Annotated in this window: 19 protein-coding genes; 2 read left to right on the top strand and 17 right to left on the bottom strand. The window is 73.2% G+C overall.

Annotated features, from left to right (window positions below; all coding sequences use genetic code 11):
* Nucleotides 1–16 precede the first annotated feature (16 nt).
* Together HCC30_RS21685 and HCC30_RS21680 are read right to left on the bottom strand one after the other, a co-directional pair.
* Nucleotides 17–1567: a M20/M25/M40 family metallo-hydrolase gene (locus HCC30_RS21685; protein ID WP_169444315.1), complete on the bottom strand. Its 1551-nt coding sequence runs from the start codon at nt 1565–1567 to the stop codon at nt 17–19.
* A gap of 209 nt (nt 1568–1776) precedes the next feature.
* Nucleotides 1777–2490, bottom strand: coding sequence for a lysophospholipid acyltransferase family protein (locus tag HCC30_RS21680; protein ID WP_169444314.1), 714 nt, complete (start codon nt 2488–2490; stop codon nt 1777–1779).
* A gap of 281 nt (nt 2491–2771) precedes the next feature.
* Between HCC30_RS21680 and HCC30_RS21675 the strand changes: the two genes are divergently transcribed.
* Together HCC30_RS21675 and HCC30_RS21670 are read left to right on the top strand one after the other, a co-directional pair.
* On the top strand, nt 2772–5084 hold the full coding sequence (locus HCC30_RS21675) for a molybdopterin cofactor-binding domain-containing protein (RefSeq protein ID WP_169444313.1): 2313 nt from the start codon (nt 2772–2774) through the stop codon (nt 5082–5084).
* Nucleotides 5085–5113: 29 nt separating this feature from the next.
* Nucleotides 5114–5602, top strand: a complete 489-nt coding sequence (locus HCC30_RS21670) for a (2Fe-2S)-binding protein (protein ID WP_169444312.1) — start codon at nt 5114–5116, stop codon at nt 5600–5602.
* Nucleotides 5603–5643: 41 nt separating this feature from the next.
* On the opposite strand, the gene HCC30_RS21665 is transcribed toward HCC30_RS21670, so the two are convergent.
* The 15 genes from HCC30_RS21665 to HCC30_RS21595 form a co-directional block, all read right to left on the bottom strand.
* Nucleotides 5644–6927 (bottom strand): MFS transporter, encoded by a 1284-nt coding sequence (locus HCC30_RS21665; protein ID WP_169444311.1) that lies wholly within the window; start codon nt 6925–6927, stop codon nt 5644–5646.
* On the bottom strand, nt 6924–8096 hold the full coding sequence (locus HCC30_RS21660) for an ATP-grasp domain-containing protein (protein WP_169444310.1): 1173 nt from the start codon (nt 8094–8096) through the stop codon (nt 6924–6926). Before HCC30_RS21660 ends, HCC30_RS21665 begins: the two co-directional genes overlap by 4 nt.
* Nucleotides 8093–8785: a metallophosphoesterase family protein gene (locus HCC30_RS21655; RefSeq protein WP_169444309.1), complete on the bottom strand. Its 693-nt coding sequence runs from the start codon at nt 8783–8785 to the stop codon at nt 8093–8095. The genes HCC30_RS21660 and HCC30_RS21655 overlap by 4 nt, the downstream gene beginning before the upstream one ends.
* Before the next feature lie 3 nt (nt 8786–8788).
* Nucleotides 8789–10000, bottom strand: a complete 1212-nt coding sequence (locus tag HCC30_RS21650; protein WP_169444308.1) for an ATP-grasp domain-containing protein — start codon at nt 9998–10000, stop codon at nt 8789–8791.
* Complete coding sequence (locus HCC30_RS21645) at nt 9997–10305, bottom strand: glutaredoxin domain-containing protein (protein ID WP_169444307.1); 309 nt, start codon at nt 10303–10305, stop codon at nt 9997–9999. Before HCC30_RS21645 ends, HCC30_RS21650 begins: the two co-directional genes overlap by 4 nt.
* Nucleotides 10305–11447: an alanine--glyoxylate aminotransferase family protein gene (locus HCC30_RS21640; RefSeq protein WP_169444306.1), complete on the bottom strand. Its 1143-nt coding sequence runs from the start codon at nt 11445–11447 to the stop codon at nt 10305–10307. Before HCC30_RS21640 ends, HCC30_RS21645 begins: the two co-directional genes overlap by 1 nt.
* Entirely contained in the window at nt 11444–11926 is a 483-nt protein-coding gene (locus HCC30_RS21635) for a YjbQ family protein (protein ID WP_169444305.1), read from the bottom strand. Before HCC30_RS21635 ends, HCC30_RS21640 begins: the two co-directional genes overlap by 4 nt.
* Nucleotides 11923–13062: a hypothetical protein gene (locus tag HCC30_RS21630; protein ID WP_169444304.1), complete on the bottom strand. Its 1140-nt coding sequence runs from the start codon at nt 13060–13062 to the stop codon at nt 11923–11925. Before HCC30_RS21630 ends, HCC30_RS21635 begins: the two co-directional genes overlap by 4 nt.
* A complete protein-coding gene (locus tag HCC30_RS21625) occupies nt 13059–14000 on the bottom strand; it encodes an isocitrate lyase/phosphoenolpyruvate mutase family protein (protein WP_169444303.1) in 942 nt (313 codons plus the stop codon). Before HCC30_RS21625 ends, HCC30_RS21630 begins: the two co-directional genes overlap by 4 nt.
* The gene (locus tag HCC30_RS21620; protein WP_169444302.1) at nt 13997–15004 is read right to left on the bottom strand and encodes an aldolase; all 1008 of its coding nucleotides are present in this window, start codon (nt 15002–15004) and stop codon (nt 13997–13999) included. The genes HCC30_RS21625 and HCC30_RS21620 overlap by 4 nt, the downstream gene beginning before the upstream one ends.
* Nucleotides 15001–15588 (bottom strand): thiamine pyrophosphate-dependent enzyme, encoded by a 588-nt coding sequence (locus HCC30_RS21615; RefSeq protein WP_169444301.1) that lies wholly within the window; start codon nt 15586–15588, stop codon nt 15001–15003. The genes HCC30_RS21620 and HCC30_RS21615 overlap by 4 nt, the downstream gene beginning before the upstream one ends.
* Before the next feature lie 5 nt (nt 15589–15593).
* Complete coding sequence (locus tag HCC30_RS21610; protein WP_240979793.1) at nt 15594–16100, bottom strand: thiamine pyrophosphate-binding protein; 507 nt, start codon at nt 16098–16100, stop codon at nt 15594–15596.
* Nucleotides 16101–16572: 472 nt separating this feature from the next.
* The gene (locus HCC30_RS21605; RefSeq protein WP_240979792.1) at nt 16573–17541 is read right to left on the bottom strand and encodes a zinc-binding dehydrogenase; all 969 of its coding nucleotides are present in this window, start codon (nt 17539–17541) and stop codon (nt 16573–16575) included.
* A gap of 81 nt (nt 17542–17622) precedes the next feature.
* On the bottom strand, nt 17623–19272 hold the full coding sequence (locus tag HCC30_RS21600; RefSeq protein WP_169444299.1) for an FAD-dependent oxidoreductase: 1650 nt from the start codon (nt 19270–19272) through the stop codon (nt 17623–17625).
* Nucleotides 19273–19322: 50 nt separating this feature from the next.
* Entirely contained in the window at nt 19323–20282 is a 960-nt protein-coding gene (locus HCC30_RS21595) for a diiron oxygenase (protein ID WP_169444298.1), read from the bottom strand.
* Nucleotides 20283–20316: the final 34 nt, after the last annotated feature.

Below are 20316 nucleotides of genomic sequence, written 5' to 3'. Positions count from 1 at the left end.
GCGGCGCCCGGTTCACTCAGTCGAGGAAGCGGGCGAACATCCGGTACAGGTACGCAGTGCCCCGCCGCAGGGCCTCGACGTGGATCCGTTCGTCGTTCCCGTGCATGGCGACGAGCTGGTCGTTGTCGATGACGTACGGGTAGACGCCGTACCCGGGAATCCCGCGCTCGCGCCACGGCGCCAGGCTGGTGCCCGCCTCGAACAGCGCCGGTGCGAACACGGCGTCGGGGTAGGTCTCCCCGGCGGCGCCGGAGAGGGCGCGGAACAGGGGAGTGGCGATGTCGGCGGGCGGCGCGGCCCACGCCTCGTCGAGCTCGTCGAGATGCTGCTCCTCGGTCCTGCCCTCCGGCGCCGCGAGTGCCACCCGCACCCCGCGCCGGTCCGCCATCCCGCGGACCTGCGCGAGGAAGTCCCGGGGCCGCTGCCCGCCGGGGATGCCACGGCAGTTGACCCGGACCTTCGCGGAGGACGGGATCACGTTCTCCTTGTAGCCCGACTCCCCGATGACGAAGGCGTGCGTGGTGCGGAGCAGGGCCTGGTGCAGCCACGGGTAGGAGGACCTCTTCACGACGACGCGGGCGGCCCGCTCCCGCGCGTCCTGACCGCGGGCGGAGAGCAGGAGTCCGAGCGCACGGGCGAACTCCTGGTCGTCGGTGGCCTTCGCCAGCGCCCCGAAGTACTCGCGCGTCACGGCGGTGAGGTGGACGGGGGCCAGCCAGTCGCCGAGTTCGGCGACGGCGCGGGAGAGGGTGACGAGGGCGGCGTCGGGGCTGGGCTTGGAGGAGTGTGTCGCCGTGCCGTGGGCGCTCAGGTCCAGGTTGAAGTAGAGCTTGTCCTGCCGGGTGGCGGTGATCAGCATCGGGGTGGTCCCGTCCCGCCGGGCCAGGAACCAGCCGCCCTCGGTGAGGACGGATCCGGCGTTCACCTTGTCCCAGTGGTGCTTGGCCAGCCACTCCGATCCGTACGGCCCGGCCTCCTCGTCGCAGTCGGTGAGGACGATGATGTCGCGCTCGAAACGGGCCCCTTCGGCGAGGTGCCGCAGCAGCGCGCTGACCGTCGCCGAGTTCGCGCCCTTCATGTCGAGGGCGCCGCGTCCGTAGATCTGCCCGTCGCGCACCGTGCCGGCGAACGGGTCGACGGACCACTTCCCGCGTTCCACCGGCACCACGTCGGAGTGGCCGAGCATGAGCAGCGGCGCGGCGGAACCGGTCCCCGGGATGCGGGCGATCAGGTGCACGTTGTCCGGGTGCGGGGTGTCGATGATCTCCGTGGGCACGTCCGCGTTCTCCCACACCGCCCTGAGCATCTCCGCGTGCGGGCGCGTGTTCGCGCCCTGGCCCGCGTTCCGGGTGTCGTGGGCCAGCATGCGCCGGAGCAGGTCGAGCGGGTCCCGGTCCGCCTCAGGTACCGGGGGCGCCGCGGCCGCCGGGGTGAGGGCGCTGCCGGTGAACATCCCGACGCCGCCCACCCCCGCGGCGCCGAGGGCGGCGGCACCGGCTCCGCCGAGGAAGGTGCGGCGGGCCAGGCCCGTCCCGGAGGCGGCCGTCACGTCGGGCGGGTCGTCCATACTCTTCTCCTCGGTACGCGGTGGCCGGTGGCGGCGGTGCGCGGTCACGCGGGTGTGCGGTATGACGACGTGCGCCGGGCGCGCGCAACTGACAGGGTGCGCCCGGTCCTTGCGGGTTCTAGTACAGAACGTGCCCGGGGTGAAGCCCTTTCGCGACCGGGCGGCGGAGCGGGACGGGAGACGCGCCGGCGGAAGCCGGGGCGATGGCCTCAGTCCTGGTCGCGCGTCCCGGGCCGGGCCGCCGCCTGCTGGGCGGCCTTCGCGTCGGGCGCGTACAGGTCCACGTACTCCTGGCCGGAGAGGTTCAGGACGGACTGCATGATCTCGTCCGTCACGGCCCGCAGTACGGCCCGTTCCTCGTGCATCCCGGCGTGCCGGGAGAAGTCCAGCGGGGCGCCGAAGCGGATGGTGACGCGGCGGCCGAGGCGGGGCAGGCGCCTGCCGGGAGGCTGGAGTTCGAAGGTGCCGACCATCGCGCACGGGATGACCGGAACCCCCGCCTCCAGCGCCATCGCGGCCACGCCGACGCGCCCCTTGTACAGCCGCCCGTCGTGCGACCTGGTGCCCTCCGGGTAGATCCCCAGCAGCTCGCCCTTGCGCAGGACGCCGAGGCCCTCGTCGACCGCGGCCCGGCCCGCGCCCTTGCCGGAGCGGTCGACCGGGATCTGGCCGATGCTGTGGAAGAACGCGGCGGTCAGCCGGCCTTTGATGCCGGGCCCGTTGAAGTACTCGGCCTTCGCCAGGAACGTGATCCGCCGCTGGAGCATGGCGGGCATCAGGAAGTGGTCGGAGAACGACAGATGGTTCCCCGCGACGATCGCCGCGCCCTCGTCCGGGATGTGCTCGACGCCCTCGATCCGCGGCCGGAACAGCAGCCGCAGCAAGGGGCCCAGCAGTACGTACTTGAGCAGGTGATAGAACACCGCGATCCACGACCTCACACGACCCGTCCGAGACCTGCTCCGTCGCAGGTCACCCCCCGAGGGTTCGGGGCCGTCAGTGTAGGCACAGGTGTGCCCGCGGGTAACAGCCTCCGCCGGTCCGGCGCCCGCACGGGCCCGCGCCCGGGCACAGCTCCGGCACCCTTCGCGTCCGGGTTGTGCGGGTTCCGAGGAGGGGGCTGACCAGGGGAGGGACCGCCGGGAGTGTCCGTGACACACTGTCGCGGTCTCTAGTGGGTTCGAAGCGAACTGAGGGCTTTCACATGTCAGTTGAGCGCCAAGGCACCGCGGGCGTGGACCGCAGGCGGTTCTTCGGCTACGTGCTCGCCGCGCCGACGCTCGTCGCCGCGGCTCAGGCCGGCGAGCTGGTCACGGCCGAGGAGGCCGTCGCCCTGCCGTCGCTCCCGACGCCCGCGGAAATCGTCGACCTGAACGACCTGATCTCCGTCGCCGCCGCGCCCACCGCCCACCTGATCACCGTGGCCCTGCACGAGGACGGCACCGCGTCCCTGGCGCTGCCCCGCAGCGAGGTGGGCCAGGGCATCACCACCTCCACGGCCATGCTCATCGCCGAGGAGCTGGACCTGCCGGTCGAGAAGGTCCGCGTCACCCTCGCCGACGGCCGGCCCGAGCTGCTGTTCAACCAGTTCACCGGCGGCTCGACCACCACCACCTCGACCTTCACCCCGGTACGCGTGGCCGCCTCGATCGCCCGCGGCCAGCTGCTGAAGGCCGCGGCGACCGTCCTCGGCGACACCCTCGCCAACCTCCGCTCGCACCTCGGCGTCATCACCGACAGCCGCGGCAACGAAGTCGGCTACGGCGAACTCGCCGCCCGCGCCGCCGCCGTGCGCAGCAAGAGCGTCGAGACCGAGCTCAAGGCCACGAGCGACTTCCGCGTCATCGGCACCCCGCGCAACCGCGTCGACGCCCGCGAGGCCGTCACCGGACGCAAGACCTTCGCGATGGACCTGGACGTCCCCGGCGCGCTGCCCGCGATGATCTGCCGCCCGCCGACGGTCAACGGCACCGTGCGGAAGGTCCGCAACGCCGCCGAGGTCGAGGCGATGCCGGGCATCACCCACGTCGTCAAGGTGTCCTCCGGGGTCGCCGTGCGCGGGAAGACCTTCGGGCAGTGCATCGACGCCGTCCGCGCCCTGGACGTCGACTGGGGGCCGGGCACCGCCGAGGGCAAGTCGGACGAGAGCGTGGAGCGGGAACTGCACCGCGCCGCCGTCCCGCCCGCCGTGCCGAAGGTCCCGGCTCTGGCCCGCAGCATCGACGAGACCTTCACCTTCGCCTTCCGCAGCAACAGCGCCCTGGAGCCCAACTGCGCGGTCGCGGACGTCCGTCCGGACCGGGCCGAGATCTGGGGCTCGCTGAAGCTGCCCGTCGCCGCGCAGACCGCGATCGCGGAGCTGCTGGGCCTGCCGCTCGGCCGGGTCACCGTCCATGTCACCGAGGGCGGCGGCTCGTTCGGGCGGAAGCTGTTCTTCGACGCCGCGCTGGAGGCCGCCGAGGTCTCGCAGAAGACCGGGGCGCCGGTGCGGCTGATGTGGCACCGCACCGACGACTTCCGGCAGGGCCGCACCCACCCGATGGCGATCTCCCGCATCCGCGCCACCTGGCGCGGGGACGAGGTGCTCACCTTCGAGCAGCGGCACACCAGCGTCGAGACGGACTTCCGGCACGGCCTGGCCGACATCGTCACCTCGCACGCGGGCAAGATCCCCGGCGCGAACGGCGTCCTCTCGCAGACCATCTTCGCCCTCACCCAGGAGGTGCCGTACCACTTCGGGCTGGTCAGCCAGATCCTGAGCGAGACCGACGACGGCTTCAACACCTCCAGCATGCGCAACATCTACTCCCCGGACGTGCGCACCGCGCAGGAGCTGATCGTCGACCGGATCGCGGCCGAGACCGGCAGCGACCCGTACCGCTTCCGCCGCCGGGTGCTGAAGCGGAAGCGCTTCGTCTCGGTGCTGGACAAGGTCGCCGAGGCGGGGGAGTGGGGGCGGAAGCTGCCCAAGGGCGTGGCCCAGGGCATCGCCGTGCACCCCGAGTACAAGACGGCCGTGGCGGCCCTCGTCCAACTCGACTGCCGCAAGGAGACGGTGGAGCGCCCGGTCGAGGGCGAGTCGTACGCCGGGCCGCTGGTGACGAAGGTGGTCCTCGCCGTCGACGCGGGGCTGCCCGTCAACCCGCGCGGACTGGAGGCGCAGATGATGGGCGGCGCCATGGACGGCATCGCGCTGGCCCTCAGCTCCAGCCTGCACCTGGACAACGGGCGCTTCCTGGAAGGCAGTTGGGACAACTACTTCTACACCCGGCAGTGGAACACCCCGCCCGAGCTGGAGATCCACGTCATGCCGCCCAGCTCCGACCAGCCCGGCGGCGCGGGGGAGCAGGGCGTCGCCGCGGTCTGCGCCGCCGTGGCCTGCGCCTACGCGCGGGCGACCGGCACCGTGCCGAAGCGCTTCCCGCTCAACCACGCCGACGAGCCGCACTTCGAGCCGCTGCCGACCGTCCCGCCCGTCCCCGCCTCGCCCACCGACGGGCTCGACGCCGTCCGCTGACGGCCGGCCCACCCCTGAGAAGGAGCAACGTGCCGGAACACTCATTCATCCTCAACGGCGAGCGGGTCACCGTGGACGCGGGGGACGACGAGCGGCTGCTGTGGGTGCTGCGCGACCGCCTCGGCGTGACGGGACCCAAGTACGGCTGCGGCATCCGCGTCTGCCGGGCCTGCACCAGCCACCTCAACGGCCGGGAGTTCAACCCCTGTTCGGTGCCGGTCTCCAAGGTCTCGGCCGAGGACCGGGTCACCACCATCGAGGGCCTGCCCGACGCCGAGGACGCCGGTGACGGCGAACTGCACCCGATGCAGGAGGCCTGGCTGGAGAGGGACGTCGTGCAGTGCGGCTACTGCCAGCCCGGCCAGATCATGACGGCCGTCTCGAAGGTCCGCGAGGCCCGTGCCGCCGGCCGCGAGATCGGCGAGGAGGACCTCGCCGAGATCCGCAACATCTGCCGCTGCGGCACCTACCACCGCATCCGCGAGGCCATCCTCGACGGGGCGCGGCGGATGGGCTGACCCGCTGCCGCCGGACCGCCCGGCGTCCGGCCCCGCGTCCGCTAGGACGCCTCCGCCGGACGCCGCGTGTCCGGCGGAGCCGGGCGCCGCACGGTGAGCGGGGCCAGCAGACCGGCCACGGCGAACACCGTGCCGAGCAGGATCCAGCCGCGCCCGGTGTCGTCCCCCAGGCACAGCACGGCCAGCAGCCAGGGGGCGACGGCGGTGGCCGCGCCGCGGCCGAGTGAGAAGAACCCCTGGTACTGGCCGTGTGCCCCGTCCGGGGCGAGAGAGAAGCTCAGGCCGAACGAGCCTGCCGACAGCCAGAGTTCGCCGAGCGTCAGCAGGGCGGCGAAGAGCAGCAGCAGCCCGGCGGCGGGCCAGGCGGGGGGAGCGGCGGTGAACGCCATCACCCCGCAGGCCAGCAGCAGCGCGAGTCCGGCCCGGCGGCACAGCCGCGCGGCTCTGGTGTCGTCCTCCGCCCCGCGGCTGGCCCGGATCTGGAACAGGACGACCAGCACCGTGTTCACCACGACGACGGCCGACACCAGGACAGGCGGCGCCGAGGTGTGGTCGACGACCCAGACCGGCACGGCGAACGAGAGCACCGGGGCCTGCAACGACAGCACGCCGCAGACGGCGGTGACCGCGACGTAGCGCCCGTCGCGCAGCACGCTCCACGCCGAGGCCCCGCGCTCCGCCCGCGCACCGGCGACGGCGTCCCGCGGCAGACCCCGCAGCGGTACGGCGGCTCCGAGGTAGGTGAGGGCGGTGCACAGCAGCAGCGTGGTGTACGCGGTCCGGCTGTCGGCCTGGATGGCCAGGGCGGCCAGTCCGGCGCCGACGGTGATGCCGACGTTCGTGACGACCCGCAGGTAGGCACGGAGCCGGATGCGCTCCGCGCCTTCCCCGACCGTGGCGACCAGCGCCCCCCGCGCGGCGGTGCTGCCCTGCTCGGCGAGCAGGAACAGGGTGATGAGCCCGAGGAACAGCGGGAACCCGCGGACCAGGACGAGGGCGGCCATCACCGTGAACTGCACGGCCAGCAGGGCGGCGTACACCCGGCGCGGGCCGAACCGGTCGGCGAGCCCGCCCAGCGGCACGGCCCCGGCGAGTGCCACGATCCCGGCCACGGTGAGACCGGTGGCGACCTGCGGCACGGGCAGGCCGGCGACGCGGGTGAAGTACAGCGTGCTGGTGGGCAGATACAGCCCGCTGCCCACCGTCTTGACCAGCCAGGAGACGGCGAGCAGCCGGTGCTGCCCCGGCGCGGGCAGCACGGCCCGCGCCGCTCTCCGCAGCCGCGCCTGCCCGCCGTCGTCCGCTGCCGGCTGCCGCCCGCTCATCGCGGCCTGCCCGTCCGCACCGGCAGGCCGGGCAGGCTGTGCAGCCGGGTGTTGAGGTCCTCGATCCCGGCGTCGTCGTCGGCGCCGAAGAACGCCTCCAGATTGCCCGTACCGCTCTCCTCGGGCGTGCGCACCTCCAGCACACCGGGTACGGCCGCCGCGCTCTCCCGGATTCCGGGGAGTGCCGGGAGCTGGGTCCGTCCGACGAGGCCGGGGCGGCTGCCCGGAGCGGGCTCGGAGGGCGGTTCGCCGAGCCCGGTGCGGACGAACTCCTCCCACAGGTCGATGCCGAAGGCGTGCCACCACATGCGCGGGATGCCCAGACCACCGGGCCGGACGGCGATCTCGCCGACCAGGAGCCCCTGTTCGGTGCCGAAGACCTCCAGGTGCGTCACCCCGTCGGTCAGCCCCAGCGCCGCGACGACCCGCCGGTGGAGGTCCAGCACGCCCTCGGCCAGCGGCCCGCGCTGCTCCATGACGTGAGAGCAGTCCAGGTCCCGGTGGATCTGCAAGGGGGGCGTGAAGTAGCGGGACACGGCGGCCCGGTGGACCGTCCCCGCGTGCAGCACACCGTCGCAGTGGTACTCCGACTCGAACCGCACCAGCCGCTCCACCTGGACGGGCGCGGGCTGCGCCGCCAGGTCGGCGAAGTCCCCGGCGCGGTGTCGTGCCTCGAAGTCGGCGGCGGACTCCACCCGGTGCGTGCACTTCGAACCCGAGCCGAAGACGGGCTTGATCATGACGGGCCATCCCGTCGTCTCCGCCGCGCGCGGCACGTCGTCGACGCCGGCCGCCTGCGCGTGCGGCGTCACCGGGATTCCCGCCGCCCGCAGCCGGTCCTTCATCGCCCGCTTGTGCGTGGCCCACAGCGACTGGTCGAAGCCAGGACCCGGAACCCCGAGCAGCGCCCGGACCAGCCCGGCCGGGACGACGCTCTTCTCGGTGGCGGCGAGCACGTGGTCCACCGGGCCGCCGCCGGCCAGCCGGTACGCGGCGCGTTCCACCTGGGCGAGATCGTCGAGGCGGTCCACGAAGGCGGTCTCGTGGTTCCGGTACAGCGGCGCGTACCGCTTGCGGGCGAGAACCCGGACCCGGACGTCGGGCCGGGCGGCCAGCGCGCGCAGCACCTCGGGCTTGTCGGAATTGAGCAGCAGTACCTGCCGGGTCACGCCGTCTCCTTCTCTCGTGGGCCCGCGCCGGGCCCGCATCCGTGGAACGTGAGGGTCGCCGCCCGCTCGTCGAGAACGGCCCAGGCGGGGGTGGGGCCGCGGTCCGGGCCGGCCCGGGTGACGGAGCCGACGTTCACGACGTACCGCGCCCCGTCGTCCAGCCGCACGGGGACGCCGGGGCGGACGGGGACGCGCTGCGGCACCCCGCGGCGGCCGCCGCCCGGCGGGAGCCGGTGCAGCGCGCTGCGGTGGTGGTGGCCGTGCACCAGGGCGGTGCCGGTGAAGCCGGCGCCCAGCGGGGACCACAGGCCGGGTTCCGGTTCCTGCCACGGCAGGGTGTGGCCGTGGCAGTACACGGCGAACGGGGTGGTGTACTCCAGCGGCGCGGTGAGGAGGCCCCGGGCCCAGGCGGGGCACAGGTGCCCGGGCACCAGCCGGGTGATCCGTTCCTCCTGGTTGCCGCGCACCACGACCGCGTCCGCCAGCAGGCGGGCGAGCGCGGGGTCGGGGTCGAAGACGTCCCGCAGCGCGCTGAACTCGTAGCCGGGGACGTCCCGTTTGCCGACCCGGCACTCGAACACGTCGCCGAGGCAGACGAGCCGGTCGACGTTCTGCTGCGCGACCTGCCGGAGCACCCGGCGCAGGCCCGCCGTATCGCCGTGGATGTCGGTGACGACGGCATGACGCACGGCTCACTCCTCCGTTTCGATCCGTATCCCGCGGCTGATCCGCTCGCAGCGTGCGGCCGCCTCGGTTGCGTCCGTGCCCTCGGCCAGGACGTATCCGGCCCGGTCGGCGGACGAGCGGACGGCGCGTACGACATCGCCCACCTCCACGTCCAGGGAGACCACGGGCGTGCCGTCGTCCGCCCCGGTCAACCGCGGTGTGCCGATGCGGCGGACGGTGCCGGGCCGCGGGGTCAGGAAGCGGATGGCGGCGCCGCCGTGGGGTTCGGGCGGCCGCTGCGGCGGGTCCAGCAGGCCGAACGGCACGCCCGCGGTGAGGCGTACGAGGTCCAACCGGTAGGCCCGGCGGACGAGTTCGCGGATCTTGTCGCCGCCGATGCGGTTGTGCGACTCGATGACACGGGGCCCGCCCGGGGTCAGCTTCATCTCCGTGTGGGCGGGCCCCTCGCGGAGGCCCACCGCGTCCAGGAAGGCGCGGGCCAGGCCGGCCGCCGCCGCGGTCTGCTCGTTGCCGTGGGTGCTGGGCAGGGTGTGGCCGGTCTCCACGAAGGAGGGCAGGGTCGTCTTGTCGGTGACGGCGACGACCGTGTGCCGCCCGTCGTGGGAGAAGGTCTCCACGCTGATCTCGGGCCCGTCGAGGAACTCCTCGGCCACCGCGTCACGGCCCCCCGCGGCGGCGAACCGTGCCCACACGGCCGCCGTGTCCTCCCCGGCGCCGACCCGGAAGACCGCACTGCTGCCGGTGCCCGCCGCGGGTTTGAGGATCACCGGACCGTCCAACTCCCGTACGAACCCCGCGAGTTCACCGGCGGACGCGACCGGCCTGGTGCGGACCGGGCTCAGAGCGTGCGCCGCGAGCAGGTCCCGCATCCGGCGCTTGTCCTGGAGGGTACGGACGGTGCCGAGGCCGTTGCCGGGGAGCCCGAGCGCGTCGGTGAGGGCGGCGGCCGGCAGCAGACCCGTCTCGGTGAGGGAGAGGACGCGTCCGAACGGGGCCGAGGCGTGCAGCGGTTCCACGGCCGCCAGGAGAGCGGAGTGGTCGGTGAGCGCCGCCGGGACCGCCTCGTCCGCCTCCGCCGCGGCGGCCGGGGCCGGGCCCGCGGAGTCGTAGACCAGGGTTGTGCGGATCCCCAGGTCCCGCGCGGCGCGGAGGAGGTGCGGGGTGCCCGCGACCACCGCGAGACGCGGTGGCGCGGGCACCCCGGCGGAGCGGATCACGCGGGGTTCTCCGCCGGACCGGGCGCGGCGTCACCCGCACCCTCCGGGCGGACGGCCTCGGGGTCGGCGTACCGCTCCGTGAGATACGCGATCAGGTCGGCATTCTGCTTGAGCTTGCCGGGGAGGACGGTCGCCCCGTCGACGAGTGCCGGGATGAACTTGCTGCCCGTGACCCGGATCAGCTCGTGCCGCTCCTCCCTGGGCTTGGGGACGTTGACGTTCATGTACGAGATCTGCAGGCGCGTCAGCAGCTCGCGCACGGGCTTGCAGTCCGGGCAGGTCTCGCGTTGGTAGAGCACCAGCATCAGCGGGCCTCCTGGTGGAAGGTGCGGATGATCTCGCCCGTGCCGGAGCCGGGCGTGACGTCGTGGCCGAGGTCGAGCAGGGACATCTCCACGGCGGCGAACACGCCGCTCAGGTCCAGGGCGTCCGCCGCGCCCACGTGGCCGACGCGGATGAGCTTGCCCTTGAGGTGCGCCTGGCCGCCGGTCATCGTCACCCCGTACCGGGTGGAGAGGTTCTTCAGCAGCTGCGAGGTGTCGATCCCGTCCGGCGCCAGCGCGGAGGTGATGACGTGGCTGCGCCGGTGGGGCTGCTGGATGAAGGTGCGGAACCCCAGTGCGGACAGGGCCCGTTCGGCGGCGAGGCCGAGCGTCGCGTGCCGCCGGCGGAAGGCCGGCAGCCCTTCCTCCCCGAGCATCTTCAGCGACTCGTGCAGGGCGAGCAGGAGGGAGACGGCGGGGGAGGAGGAGGGCATCGGGTGGAACTGGCGGAGCCGCTGGAAGGACCAGTAGTAGGCGGGCCCCGAAGCGCGCTCCACCGCCGTCCACGCCTTGTCCGAGAGGGCGATGAACGCCAGCCCGGGCGGCAGCATGAATCCCTTGTGCGAGGCGGCCAGCACCACGTCCAGTCCCCACGCGTCCATCTCCAGCGGGTGGACGAGGAGTCCGCTGATGGCGTCGACGACCACGACCACGTCGGTGTCGCGGAAGATCCGGGCGATCGCCTCGATGTCGTTGAGCGCGCCCGTGGAGGTCTCGCTGTAGACGGCGAAGACGCCGCGGATGTCCGGGTGCGCGGCGTACGCCTCGGCCACCCGGGCCGGGTCGGCGCTGGTACCCCAGTCGCTCTCGACGACGTGCACGGTCAGCCCGTAGCCGCGGCAGATCGCCTGGAAGCGTTCGCCGAAGTAGCCGTTGGAGACCACGAGGACCTCGTCGCCGGCGGAGAAACAGTTGGCGACGGCGGCCTCCATGGCGCCGGTGCCCGAGGACGCGATGGTGTGGACCGGCCGGGTGGTGCCGAACAGCGGCGGGAGTTCGGCGGCGATCCCGCGGATGAGCTCCTCCATCTCGCCGGAGCGGTGGTGGATGATCTCCTGGGCACCGGCCAGCAGCAGCCGCTGCGGGACCTCGGTGGGGCCGGGGGTGGCGAGCCGTAGCTTCATCGGGCGCTCTCCTGCTTCTCGTGCCGGTCGCGTGCCGTCGGTGCGGCGGGCTCCGGGGTGTTCGGGCGGGGCGGGTCGACGAAGACCCGTCGGGTGGCGGGCTTCAGGTCGAAGTCGAGGAGCACGACGCGGTGGGTGGGCGACATCGCGGCCTCGCCGTCCCGGAAGGGCACCAGCAGACTGGTGCCGATCAGCGACGACTTCAGATGCGAGAAACCGTTCGGGTCGTCGGTCGTGAGCTCGTGCAGATAGCGGCTTCCGCCGGCCGGGCTCTCGGGCGCGAGCCGCTCCAGCGTCCGCAACAGGTCCTGGACGGCGCCCTGTTCGTACCGCATGACCGTGAGGCCGACGGTGCTGCCGTGGGCGAAGACCCCTGCCAGCCCGTCACCCGCGCCCGCCTCCTTCAGGGCTTCGGTGATCCGGTCCGTGAGGTCGTAGTGCGAGTTGAGGCCGGTGCTGGGGACGGTCAGTTCGATCACGCGGCACCGCCGTGGGTGCCGTCCGGACCACCGGCCCGGGGTGGCCAGTTGCCGGGTGTGAGGTCGCCGGGGCCGGTGAGCTGCCAGGCCGGCACGGCGGCGAGCCGGGCCAGGATGCGGCCCCGGCGCGCGGCCTGCGCGGCGCGGCCGTCCGGCAGGTAGCTGTTCCAGCCGGCGTGGGCACCGTCGAAGGCGGACTCCAGGTTCGCCTCGAACACGGCGGCCCGGTCCTCCGTGCTCCCGCCGACGGGCTCCAGCACGGTGCGGTCGCCGGGGCCGATCGACGGGTGGACGACCGCGGCGACGGGGACGTGCGTGCCGAGCGGCGCGCTCGGGAACCGTTCCCGGAACCGCTCGGGGTCCACGGCGAACTTGCCGAAGGGCGAGAACGCGTGGTCGCCCGCGGGCCGGTAGTCGTCGCCGAGCCCGGCGATCTCGCGCAGCCCGGGGTACTTGGCGACGGTCCCGTACCCGAGGTGCGGGTAGTCGGGCCAGCCCGCGGCCAGGACGGTGCCGTCCGGCTGCTCGTGCAGGAGCGTCTTGTCGCCGCTCATGATCTCGTAGCCGAAGTGCTCCACCAGCTCCAGCAGGACGGTGCTCTTGCCCGCTCCCTTCGCCCCGGTGACGAGCACGGCGGAGCCGTCCCGGTAGGCGGCCGTCGCGTGCAGCACGGCGGCGCCGGTGTTCTCCTGGTGCTTCAGGACGAGGTCCCGCACCAGTTCCACGACGTCCATGGTGCCCTCGGGCCCGGCGAGGACGTCGACGGTGCGCGCACCGGCGTCGAACACGAACCGGCTGCCGGTCTTCGTGCACTCCAGGTACTCGCGGCCCTCCTCCCGCGCACGCCGGGCGGGCACGGTGAAGAACTCGCTGGCGCTCTTGCGGATGTGGATGTCCTCGCGGTGCACGCCGGGGGACGGCGTGAACCGGCCCGGGTCCCCGTCCGGTTGCGGTGCGTGCACCCGCAGGGTGGCGACCGGTTCGGGGCCGTCCCCGTCGCCCGCCGGTGCGGGGACGACGTGGGTCTCCAGGAAGCGCAGCGCCCCGTCGATGCCGGCTCCCGGTTCCCGGAGCAGTTCCAGGCGGGTGCCGTGGAAGTCCAGGACGGTACGCGCTGCCGGGTTGTGCGTGGTCACTTTCCTGCCTCCGCGAGCTTCTGTCCGAGCGCCTCGTAGTGGGCCTGCTGTTCGAGCATCTCGGGCACCCGCTGGAGGCCGAAGATGTCCTTCAGCGAGGCGAGTTCGCCCTCGACGTGGTGGGTGGTGCCGTCGTTCTTGATCCTGATGAGGGTCTCCCGCATGGCCCGGAGGGAGCTGCGGAGCGCCTGGTTGGCGTAGATCGCCATGGCGAAGCCGCGCTGCTCCAGCTCGTCCGCCGTGACCTGGCTGTAGGTCGTGGGGACGACGATCACCGGGAGGTCGCCCGAGTAGGCCGCGCGGAAGGCGAACACCTCGTCGGGGTCGGTGCGCTTGGAGTGGATCAACAGCGCGTCGGCACCGGCCCGTTCGTACACCTCGGCCCTGCGCAGGGCCTCCGCCATCCCCAGGCCCGAGATGAGGGCCTCGATGCGGGCCACCACGACGAGCTCGCGGCGGACGTCGGTGGCGGCGCGGATCTTGCCCGCGAAGTCGTCCAGCGGAGCCAGGTCCTGGCTGCCGGCGCTGCCCTCCAGGAAGCTGTTCAGCTTCGGGAACCGCTTGTCCTCGATGCACACTCCGGCCACCCCGCGCCGCTCGTAGGCGCGCACCATGTGGATGACGTTGTTGACGTTGCCGAAGCCGGAGTCGCAGTCCGCGAGCACCGGGAGCGCGACGGAGTCCGCCAGCGAGGCGGCCGATTCCAGGCATTCGGGCATGGCGAGGATGTTGGCGTCCGGCACCCCGGCGGTGGCGGAGATCTCCAGTCCGCTGGACCAGACGACGTCGAACCCGGCCTCCTCCGCCAGCCGGGCGCTCAGCGGGCTGTGGGCGCCCATCGCGCGCGCCAGCCGGGGTCTGCGCAGGGCCGCCAGCAGGCGCTGCGCGGCCGTCTGCCGCTCGGCCGCCGGCTGCGTGGGTGCGGTGGCGGTACTCATACGGACTCCCCTGTGGTCAGTCGGGCACAGATGTCGGCGACCGTCTCGTCCGAGACCTTGCGCGGGCGTGCCGCGCCGAGGCGGCGGCCCACCGCCCAGGCGTCCAGCCCGTGCTCCGCGCTGATCTTGTCGATGCGGTCCTGAAAGTAGAAGTGGTGATCGTTGACCCCGGCCGCGATCTCCGCGCGGCGCACCGTCATGGGCCGCGGCAGCACCTGCTCGGCCACGTACTCGGACGCCTCGCACAGGGCGGAAAGGTCGGTGTGCGTCTCGTACTTGGGCCAGGCGGTGAGAAACGCGGCGGCCTGCTCCGTGGCGAGGTTGCCCGCGCCGCGGGCCATCGCGCAGAGCGAGGCGTCCAGCCAGGCGGCGCCGGCGTCGAGGGCGGCGAGCGCGTTCGCGGCGGCGAGGCCGAGGTTGTTGTGCATGTGCACGCCGACGGGGACGCCCACCGTCTCCGTCAGCAGCGCGACGCGTTCCCTGACGCCGTCGGGGGTCAACGCCCCGAAGGAGTCGGCCATGTACAGCAGATCGGGAGCCTCGCTGCGCACCGTCCGGGCGATCCGCGCGAGCTCCTCGGGTCCGGCGTAGCTGACGGCCATCAGGTTCACGCCGGGACGCAGGCCGAGGTCCCGCACGGCACGCACGTACTCCGGCACCCGCTCGACGTCCCACGGGTACGCGGCGATCCGCACCATGGACACGGGGCTGTCCGGCAGGTCCTCCAGCGCCGACAGCGGGCAGACGGTGGGCACGACCATCACGGCCAGGTCGGCGTGCGAGGTCTCGGGCAGCGCGGCGAGATACTCCGGCGAGCTGTGCGCCGAAGGACCCGCGGTGTCGCTGGACCTGCTGCCCGAGCCGCCGCGGTACCCGACCTCGATCACGTCCACCCGTGCCCGGTCCAGGGTGCTCACGATGGTGCGGACGTCGGTCTCCGTGAAGTGCCAGTCGTTCTGGTTGCCGCCGTCGCGCAGCGTGCAGTCCAGCAGAACGGGCTTCATCGCGTGGCCTCCCCGCCCGAACCGGCCGGTGCCGGAACGCCGTTCGCCCGCAGACCGTCGCGGAAGCGTCCGACGAGCTGCTGGGGTGTCAGCTCCACCCGGCGTCCGGCCGGATGGGTGCGGGGACGGCACCGCACGTGCACGAGCGCCGGGCCCCGGTCGAGGTCGGCCGCGTTCAGCTCCTCCTCGGTACCGACGGTGTACGCGGCCGGGTAGCCGGCGGCGAGCGCCGTGGCGGCCGGGTCGCCGAGCGCGGAGGTCCGCTGGCCGCCGGTGCTGTCGTGCGCGCCGTTGTCCAGCACGGCGTGCACGAGGTCCGGGGCGTGCTCGGCGATCATCGGCAGGCACCCGGGGTTCATCGCGAACGAGCCGTCGCCGTCCAGCACGAGGACGCGCCGCCCGGTGGCCAGGGCGACGCCGAGCCCCACGGGGGCGGCCATGCCCATCGACCCGACGAGGTAGAAGTGCTGCGGACGGTCGGCGAGGTTGTACAGGTCGCGGGTGAGGTAGCCGCACGTCGAGATCACCAGTGCGTCCGGCTCACGGTCGAGCAGGGTCCTCAGCGCGGTACGGATGTCGAGCATGCCGGTCACACCCCTTCCCGGACGATGAGGACGGACGTGCGCCGCTCCGCGTCGTACCGCTTCAGGAACGCGGCGGTGGACTCGTACGGGTCCTGGTTGTCCAGAACGGTCCAGGGCAGCTCGAACACGTCGAGCAGCCGGGTCAGTTCGCGGCCGATGACGTCGTGTTCGACGGCGTCGTTCCCGTCGTGGCCGCGCCAGCTGACGACGAGCGGCAGGTGCACGTCGTAGATGAGGTTGAAGGACGTCAGGACGTTCAGCGAATAGCCGAGCCCGGAGTTCTGCATGAGCACGACGGGGCGAGCACCCGCGACGGCGAGGCCGGAGGCGACGCCGAGCGCGCTGTCCTCCCGGGGCGCCGGCAGATAGGCGGCCGGGAAGTCCGGGGTTTCCAGGGCGCGGAAGAGCCCCTTGAGGAGCGAGCAGGGGACGCCGGAGAAATGCGTGTGGCCCTGGTCGAGAAAGGCGGCGAGTACGGCGTCGGCCGCACCGTCCTTTCTGGAGATGTTCAACACTGAATGACTTTGACCCATGTTTCCCCCTTGAAGCCGGGATCGCAGCGGAAAGGCCGAAATCCCGGTTGTTAACCCTTGGTTCACGCGATGGGCTCGCAAGCGACAGTGATCGTTGACGAGAGGCGGCACCGGCTCAACCCGGTGACCGCATGGTGAGAACCGGGGCACGTTCTGTGATCACAGAAGCCTCCGATGTCGGCCTGTTTGATCCCGCAGGGCTGGGATCATCCGCTTTGGCGGCGATTCACGCCGGGCGGTACGTCCGGTTTTGACGCGTGTCGCCGAGGCTCGTGCGGCGCTCTCACGCGTCAGATGCGTGTGAGGTGAATCACGTGAACCAGGGCAAAGGGAATGCAATGTTCCACCCGGACGGAGGCAATGGCTCCGCCAAGGGGCCGGCGGGCGAACAGAAGGGCCCGCCACCCGAGCAGCAACTCCGGTGGCGGGCCCGTCCGTTCGGAACTCCCGGCTACGGCACCAGCAGGGTCTTGCCCACCGCGGCGCGGGTCTCCATCGAGGTGTGGGCCTCGGCGGCGCGGTTCAGCGGGAGGCGCTGGGCGATCAGCGGGCGGATGCGGCCGGCGGCCGCCTCGTCCAGCGCCCTGGCGGTCATCTCCCGGTGCCGCTCGGGCGTGAACTGCACCTGCTCGATGCCGGAGAGGCGGATGCCGCGCCGCTCCACCTCGGCCGGGTCGTGCGCGGCGAAGCCGCCGCTCGGCGCCCCGTACGAGGCGACGCGGGCGCCGTCGGCGGCCAGGCGCAGGGCGCTCGCGCCGAGTTCACCGCCCACGCCCTCGAAGACCACGTCGGCGGCGAGCCCGCCGACACCGTCCGCCCACTCCGGGCCGGAGTAGTCGACGACGGCGTCGGCGCCCAGTCCGCGTACCGCGTCCAGCTTCCGCTTCCCGCGCGCCGCGCCCGTGACGTGCGCCCCGGCCGCCTTCGCCAGCTGCACCAGCAGGCTGCCCGCGCCGCCGGCGGCGGGCAGCACCAGCACCGAATGCCCGGCGCGCACCTGGGCGTTGGTGAACAGGGTGAGCGCGGTCGGCCCGTCGTGCAGCAGCGCCGCCGCCGTCTCGGGCGCGAGGCCGGAGGGCAGCGGGAGGAGCTCCCCCTCGGGGACCAGCACCCGCTCGGCGTAGCCGCCGCCCTGCCGGGTCGCCGCGGCGACCGTGCGGCCCGTCCAGGACGGGTCCACCCCCTCGCCGGTCGCGGCGACCACGCCGGCCACGGCACCGCCGGGGACGTACGGCGGGGTCACGCCCCACATCTCGGCCGCCCAGCCGGAGCGGACCTGCGTCTCCACGAAGATCGTGTCGGCGGCGGCGACCTCGACCACCACCTCGCCGGGGCCCGGAACGGGGTCCGGCAGCTCCACCGTCTCGATCACCTCGGGCCCGCCGAACCTGGTCACCTGTGCCACGCGCATCGTCGTCATCTCCCCTGGATCGGTGTGAGGAGACCAGACTCCGACATGAAGCATGGTTGAAGTCAAGCTTCCGCGGATCGTCGAACAGTCCTACGGTGCCGGGCGGAGGTGCGTGTGCGCCGTCCTTCCGCCGCCCGCCGCCGCCAACAGCGCCTCCCGGTCGGTGAGTTTGACGCGGGGACGGCCCTCGCGGGCGCCCGCCGCGCGCTCGGCCCGGTCGATGGCCTGCCACCCGCCGAGCCCGACGGACCCCCGCAGCGCGGTACGGGCGGCGGTGGCGCCGTCCTCTGCCGGGGCGGTGAGCCGCCCCGCCTCGAAGTCGTCGAGGAGCGCGGTGACGGTCTCCTCCGCGCAGGACTTGTTGGTCCCGATGAACCCGGTGGGCCCGCGCTTGATCCACCCGGCGACGTACACCCCGGGTGCCACCCGGCCGCCCTCGTGCGGCACGGCCCCGGCCGCCTCGTCGAACGGCAGCCCCGGCACCGGACGGGCCCGGTAGCCCACCGCGCGCAGCACCAGCCCGGCCTCGATCACCTCGGTGCCGTCGCCCGCCGGGACCGCCCGTACGGTCCCGTCGTCCTCCGTGCGCAAGGCGGTGCGGGTGACCTCCAGGCCCTCGACGCGGTGCTCGCCCAGGACGCGTACCGGCGCGGTCAGGAAGCGCAGCACGATCCGCCGCCGGCCCGGCACCGGCGTCCGCGCCGCCAGTTCGGCCAGCACCCGGGTCTTGGGCGAGGCGTCCCCGTCCGGCTCCTCGGGCAGGCCCTCGACGAGCACGTCGACGTCCTCCAGCGCGGCGAGCCCCAGCAGTTCGGGCAGCGTGAACGCGGCCTCGGCGGGCCCGCGCCGCCCGAGCACGACCACCTCGCGGATCCGGCTGTCCCGCAGCGCGGCCAGCGCCGGCCCGGCGATGTCGGTACGGGCCAGCGCCCCGGGGTCGGCGGTGAGCACCCGGGCCACGTCCAGCGCGACGTTCCCGTTGCCGACGACGACGGCCCGCTCCCCGTCCAGCGGGTACGCGGCGGGCCCGTCCTGGTGGTCCGGGTGGCCGTTGTACCAGGCGACGAGGCCGGTGGCGGAGGCGCTGCCGGGCAGGTCCTCGCCCTCGACGCCGAGCCGCCGGTCCGTCGGGGCGCCGACCGCGTAGAGCACCGCGTGGTACGCGCGCGCCAGGTCCTCGTGGCGGATGTCCGTGCCGACCTCGACGTTGAGCCGGTAGGCGAAGCCCGGCTGGTTCTCGACGGCCCGGAACAGCTCGGTGACCCGTCGGGTGTCCTGGTGGTCCGGCGCCACGCCCGCGCGGACGAGCCCGTACGGGGTCGGCAGCCGGTCCAGGACGTCGACCGTCACGCCCGGATGCTTGAGCAGCTCGTCGGCCGCGTACAGCCCGGCGGGCCCCGCGCCGACCACCGCGACCCGCAACTCGCCCGCGGGCAGCCGTCGTTGGGGCGGGACGAGGGCGAGCGGGGTGCGGTCCGGGTGCGGGGCCTGCTCGTAGTAGGCCGCGTTCAGGTCGAGGAAGGGCTCCTCGGCCGGGGTGAGCGCGGTGTGCGGCTTCAGCGCGTCGACCGGGCAGGCCGTGGTGCAGGCGCCGCAGTCGACGCAGGTGTGCGGGTCGACGTACAGCATCTCGGCCTCGGCGAAGCCGGGTTCGCCCGGCGCCGGGTGGATGCAGTTGACGGGGCAGGCCATCACGCACGACGCGTCGGCGCAGCAGGAGCGGGTGACGACGTAGGGCATCGGGGTTCCTGGTTCCTGGTTCCTGGTTCCTGGGGTCGGGCGGTGGGCCGTCAGGAGGCGAGGGAGGCGGGCTGGCCGCGGTAGCGGGAGGCGCGGCCGTCGATGCGGAGCAGCTTCCAGACCCGGCGGGAGACGGGGTTCATCAGCCCCGTGTCCTCGGCGAGCATGCGCACGTCCGCGAAGAGGTCGCGGAGCATCTTCCGGCCCTCGGGGCTCTTCCAGAAGATGTCCCGGATCACCCGGCGCGGCACGCCCAGTTCGGTCGTCATCCGCTTGCCCGGGATCATGATGACGTCGCCCAGCGTCCGCATCACCAGCGGGTACGCGACGGACAGCGCGCCCTTCCGGAACTTCCCCAGCTCCGGCGTCTTCTGCCGCAGGAACTCGTGCGCGAAGGAGATGTGCCGGGCCTCCTCCGCGACGTGGATCTGCATGATCCGCCGCAGCAGCGGGTGCTGGGTGGCGCCCGAGCGCAGGATCGCCTTCTGCACGTGGTCGATCGGCTCCTCGCCGGCGAGCACCCCGGTGAAGAACACCTCTGGCCACAGCGAGCCCGCCAGCGGCAGGAACCGGCTGAGCACCCGGAACGAGGGGCGCCCGCCGGGCACGTCGCACCCCGAGCGGTTCACGAACTCCTGGAACATCTGGGTGTGATGGGTCTCCTCGGTGCACTCGTGCGTGAGGTACCGGAACTCCGGCTTCCCGTTGGGCAGGCTGAAGAGGTAGTCCATCGCGCCCCGGATGAGGACGTTCTCGAACTGCATCCCCACCTTGGTGATGTTGACCATCCGCCACAGACCGATCTCGATCTGCCGCTCCAGGGGCTGCGCTTGATACCACGGGTGCCCGCCCAGCGGGTCCACCTCGGGCAGGACCCAGCGGGGGTCCTTGAGGTCGATCGTCCAGTCCGGGTTGTCCCAGTCGATGTCGGTGAACGCGTCGAAGTGGGTGTGCACCGACCCCTCGGAAAGGGTACGGAGCACCTCGTCGTAGGTCTGCCGGCTGCTCATCGGAGTCCTCGATTCCTGAAGGGGTGGGCGTGCC

Origin of the sequence: Streptomyces sp. HNM0574, from assembly GCF_012726235.1 — a bacterium.
Taxonomy (GTDB): Bacteria; Actinomycetota; Actinomycetes; order Streptomycetales; family Streptomycetaceae; genus Streptomyces.
Note: the sequence above shows the minus strand (reverse complement) of the source record. Positions and strands in the feature narration are given on the sequence as shown.

Bases quoted from the DNA above. Each gene is read 5' to 3' on its own strand.
- HCC30_RS21645 (WP_169444307.1), bottom strand. From the start codon at position 10,305: ATGCTGGTGCTCTACCAACGCGAGACCTGCCCGGACTGCAAGCCCGTG.
- HCC30_RS21640 (WP_169444306.1), bottom strand. From the start codon at position 11,447: ATGAAGCTACGGCTCGCCACCCCCGGCCCCACCGAGGTCCCGCAGCGG.
- HCC30_RS21665 (WP_169444311.1), bottom strand. From the start codon at position 6,927: ATGAGCGGGCGGCAGCCGGCAGCGGACGACGGCGGGCAGGCGCGGCTG.
- HCC30_RS21620 (WP_169444302.1), bottom strand. From the start codon at position 15,004: ATGAAGCCCGTTCTGCTGGACTGCACGCTGCGCGACGGCGGCAACCAG.
- HCC30_RS21615 (WP_169444301.1), bottom strand. From the start codon at position 15,588: ATGCTCGACATCCGTACCGCGCTGAGGACCCTGCTCGACCGTGAGCCG.
- HCC30_RS21595 (WP_169444298.1), bottom strand. From the start codon at position 20,282: ATGAGCAGCCGGCAGACCTACGACGAGGTGCTCCGTACCCTTTCCGAG.
- HCC30_RS21625 (WP_169444303.1), bottom strand. From the start codon at position 14,000: ATGAGTACCGCCACCGCACCCACGCAGCCGGCGGCCGAGCGGCAGACG.
- HCC30_RS21600 (WP_169444299.1), bottom strand. From the start codon at position 19,272: ATGCCCTACGTCGTCACCCGCTCCTGCTGCGCCGACGCGTCGTGCGTG.
- HCC30_RS21675 (WP_169444313.1), top strand. From the start codon at position 2,772: ATGTCAGTTGAGCGCCAAGGCACCGCGGGCGTGGACCGCAGGCGGTTC.
- HCC30_RS21605 (WP_240979792.1), bottom strand. From the start codon at position 17,541: ATGACGACGATGCGCGTGGCACAGGTGACCAGGTTCGGCGGGCCCGAG.
- HCC30_RS21685 (WP_169444315.1), bottom strand. From the start codon at position 1,567: ATGGACGACCCGCCCGACGTGACGGCCGCCTCCGGGACGGGCCTGGCC.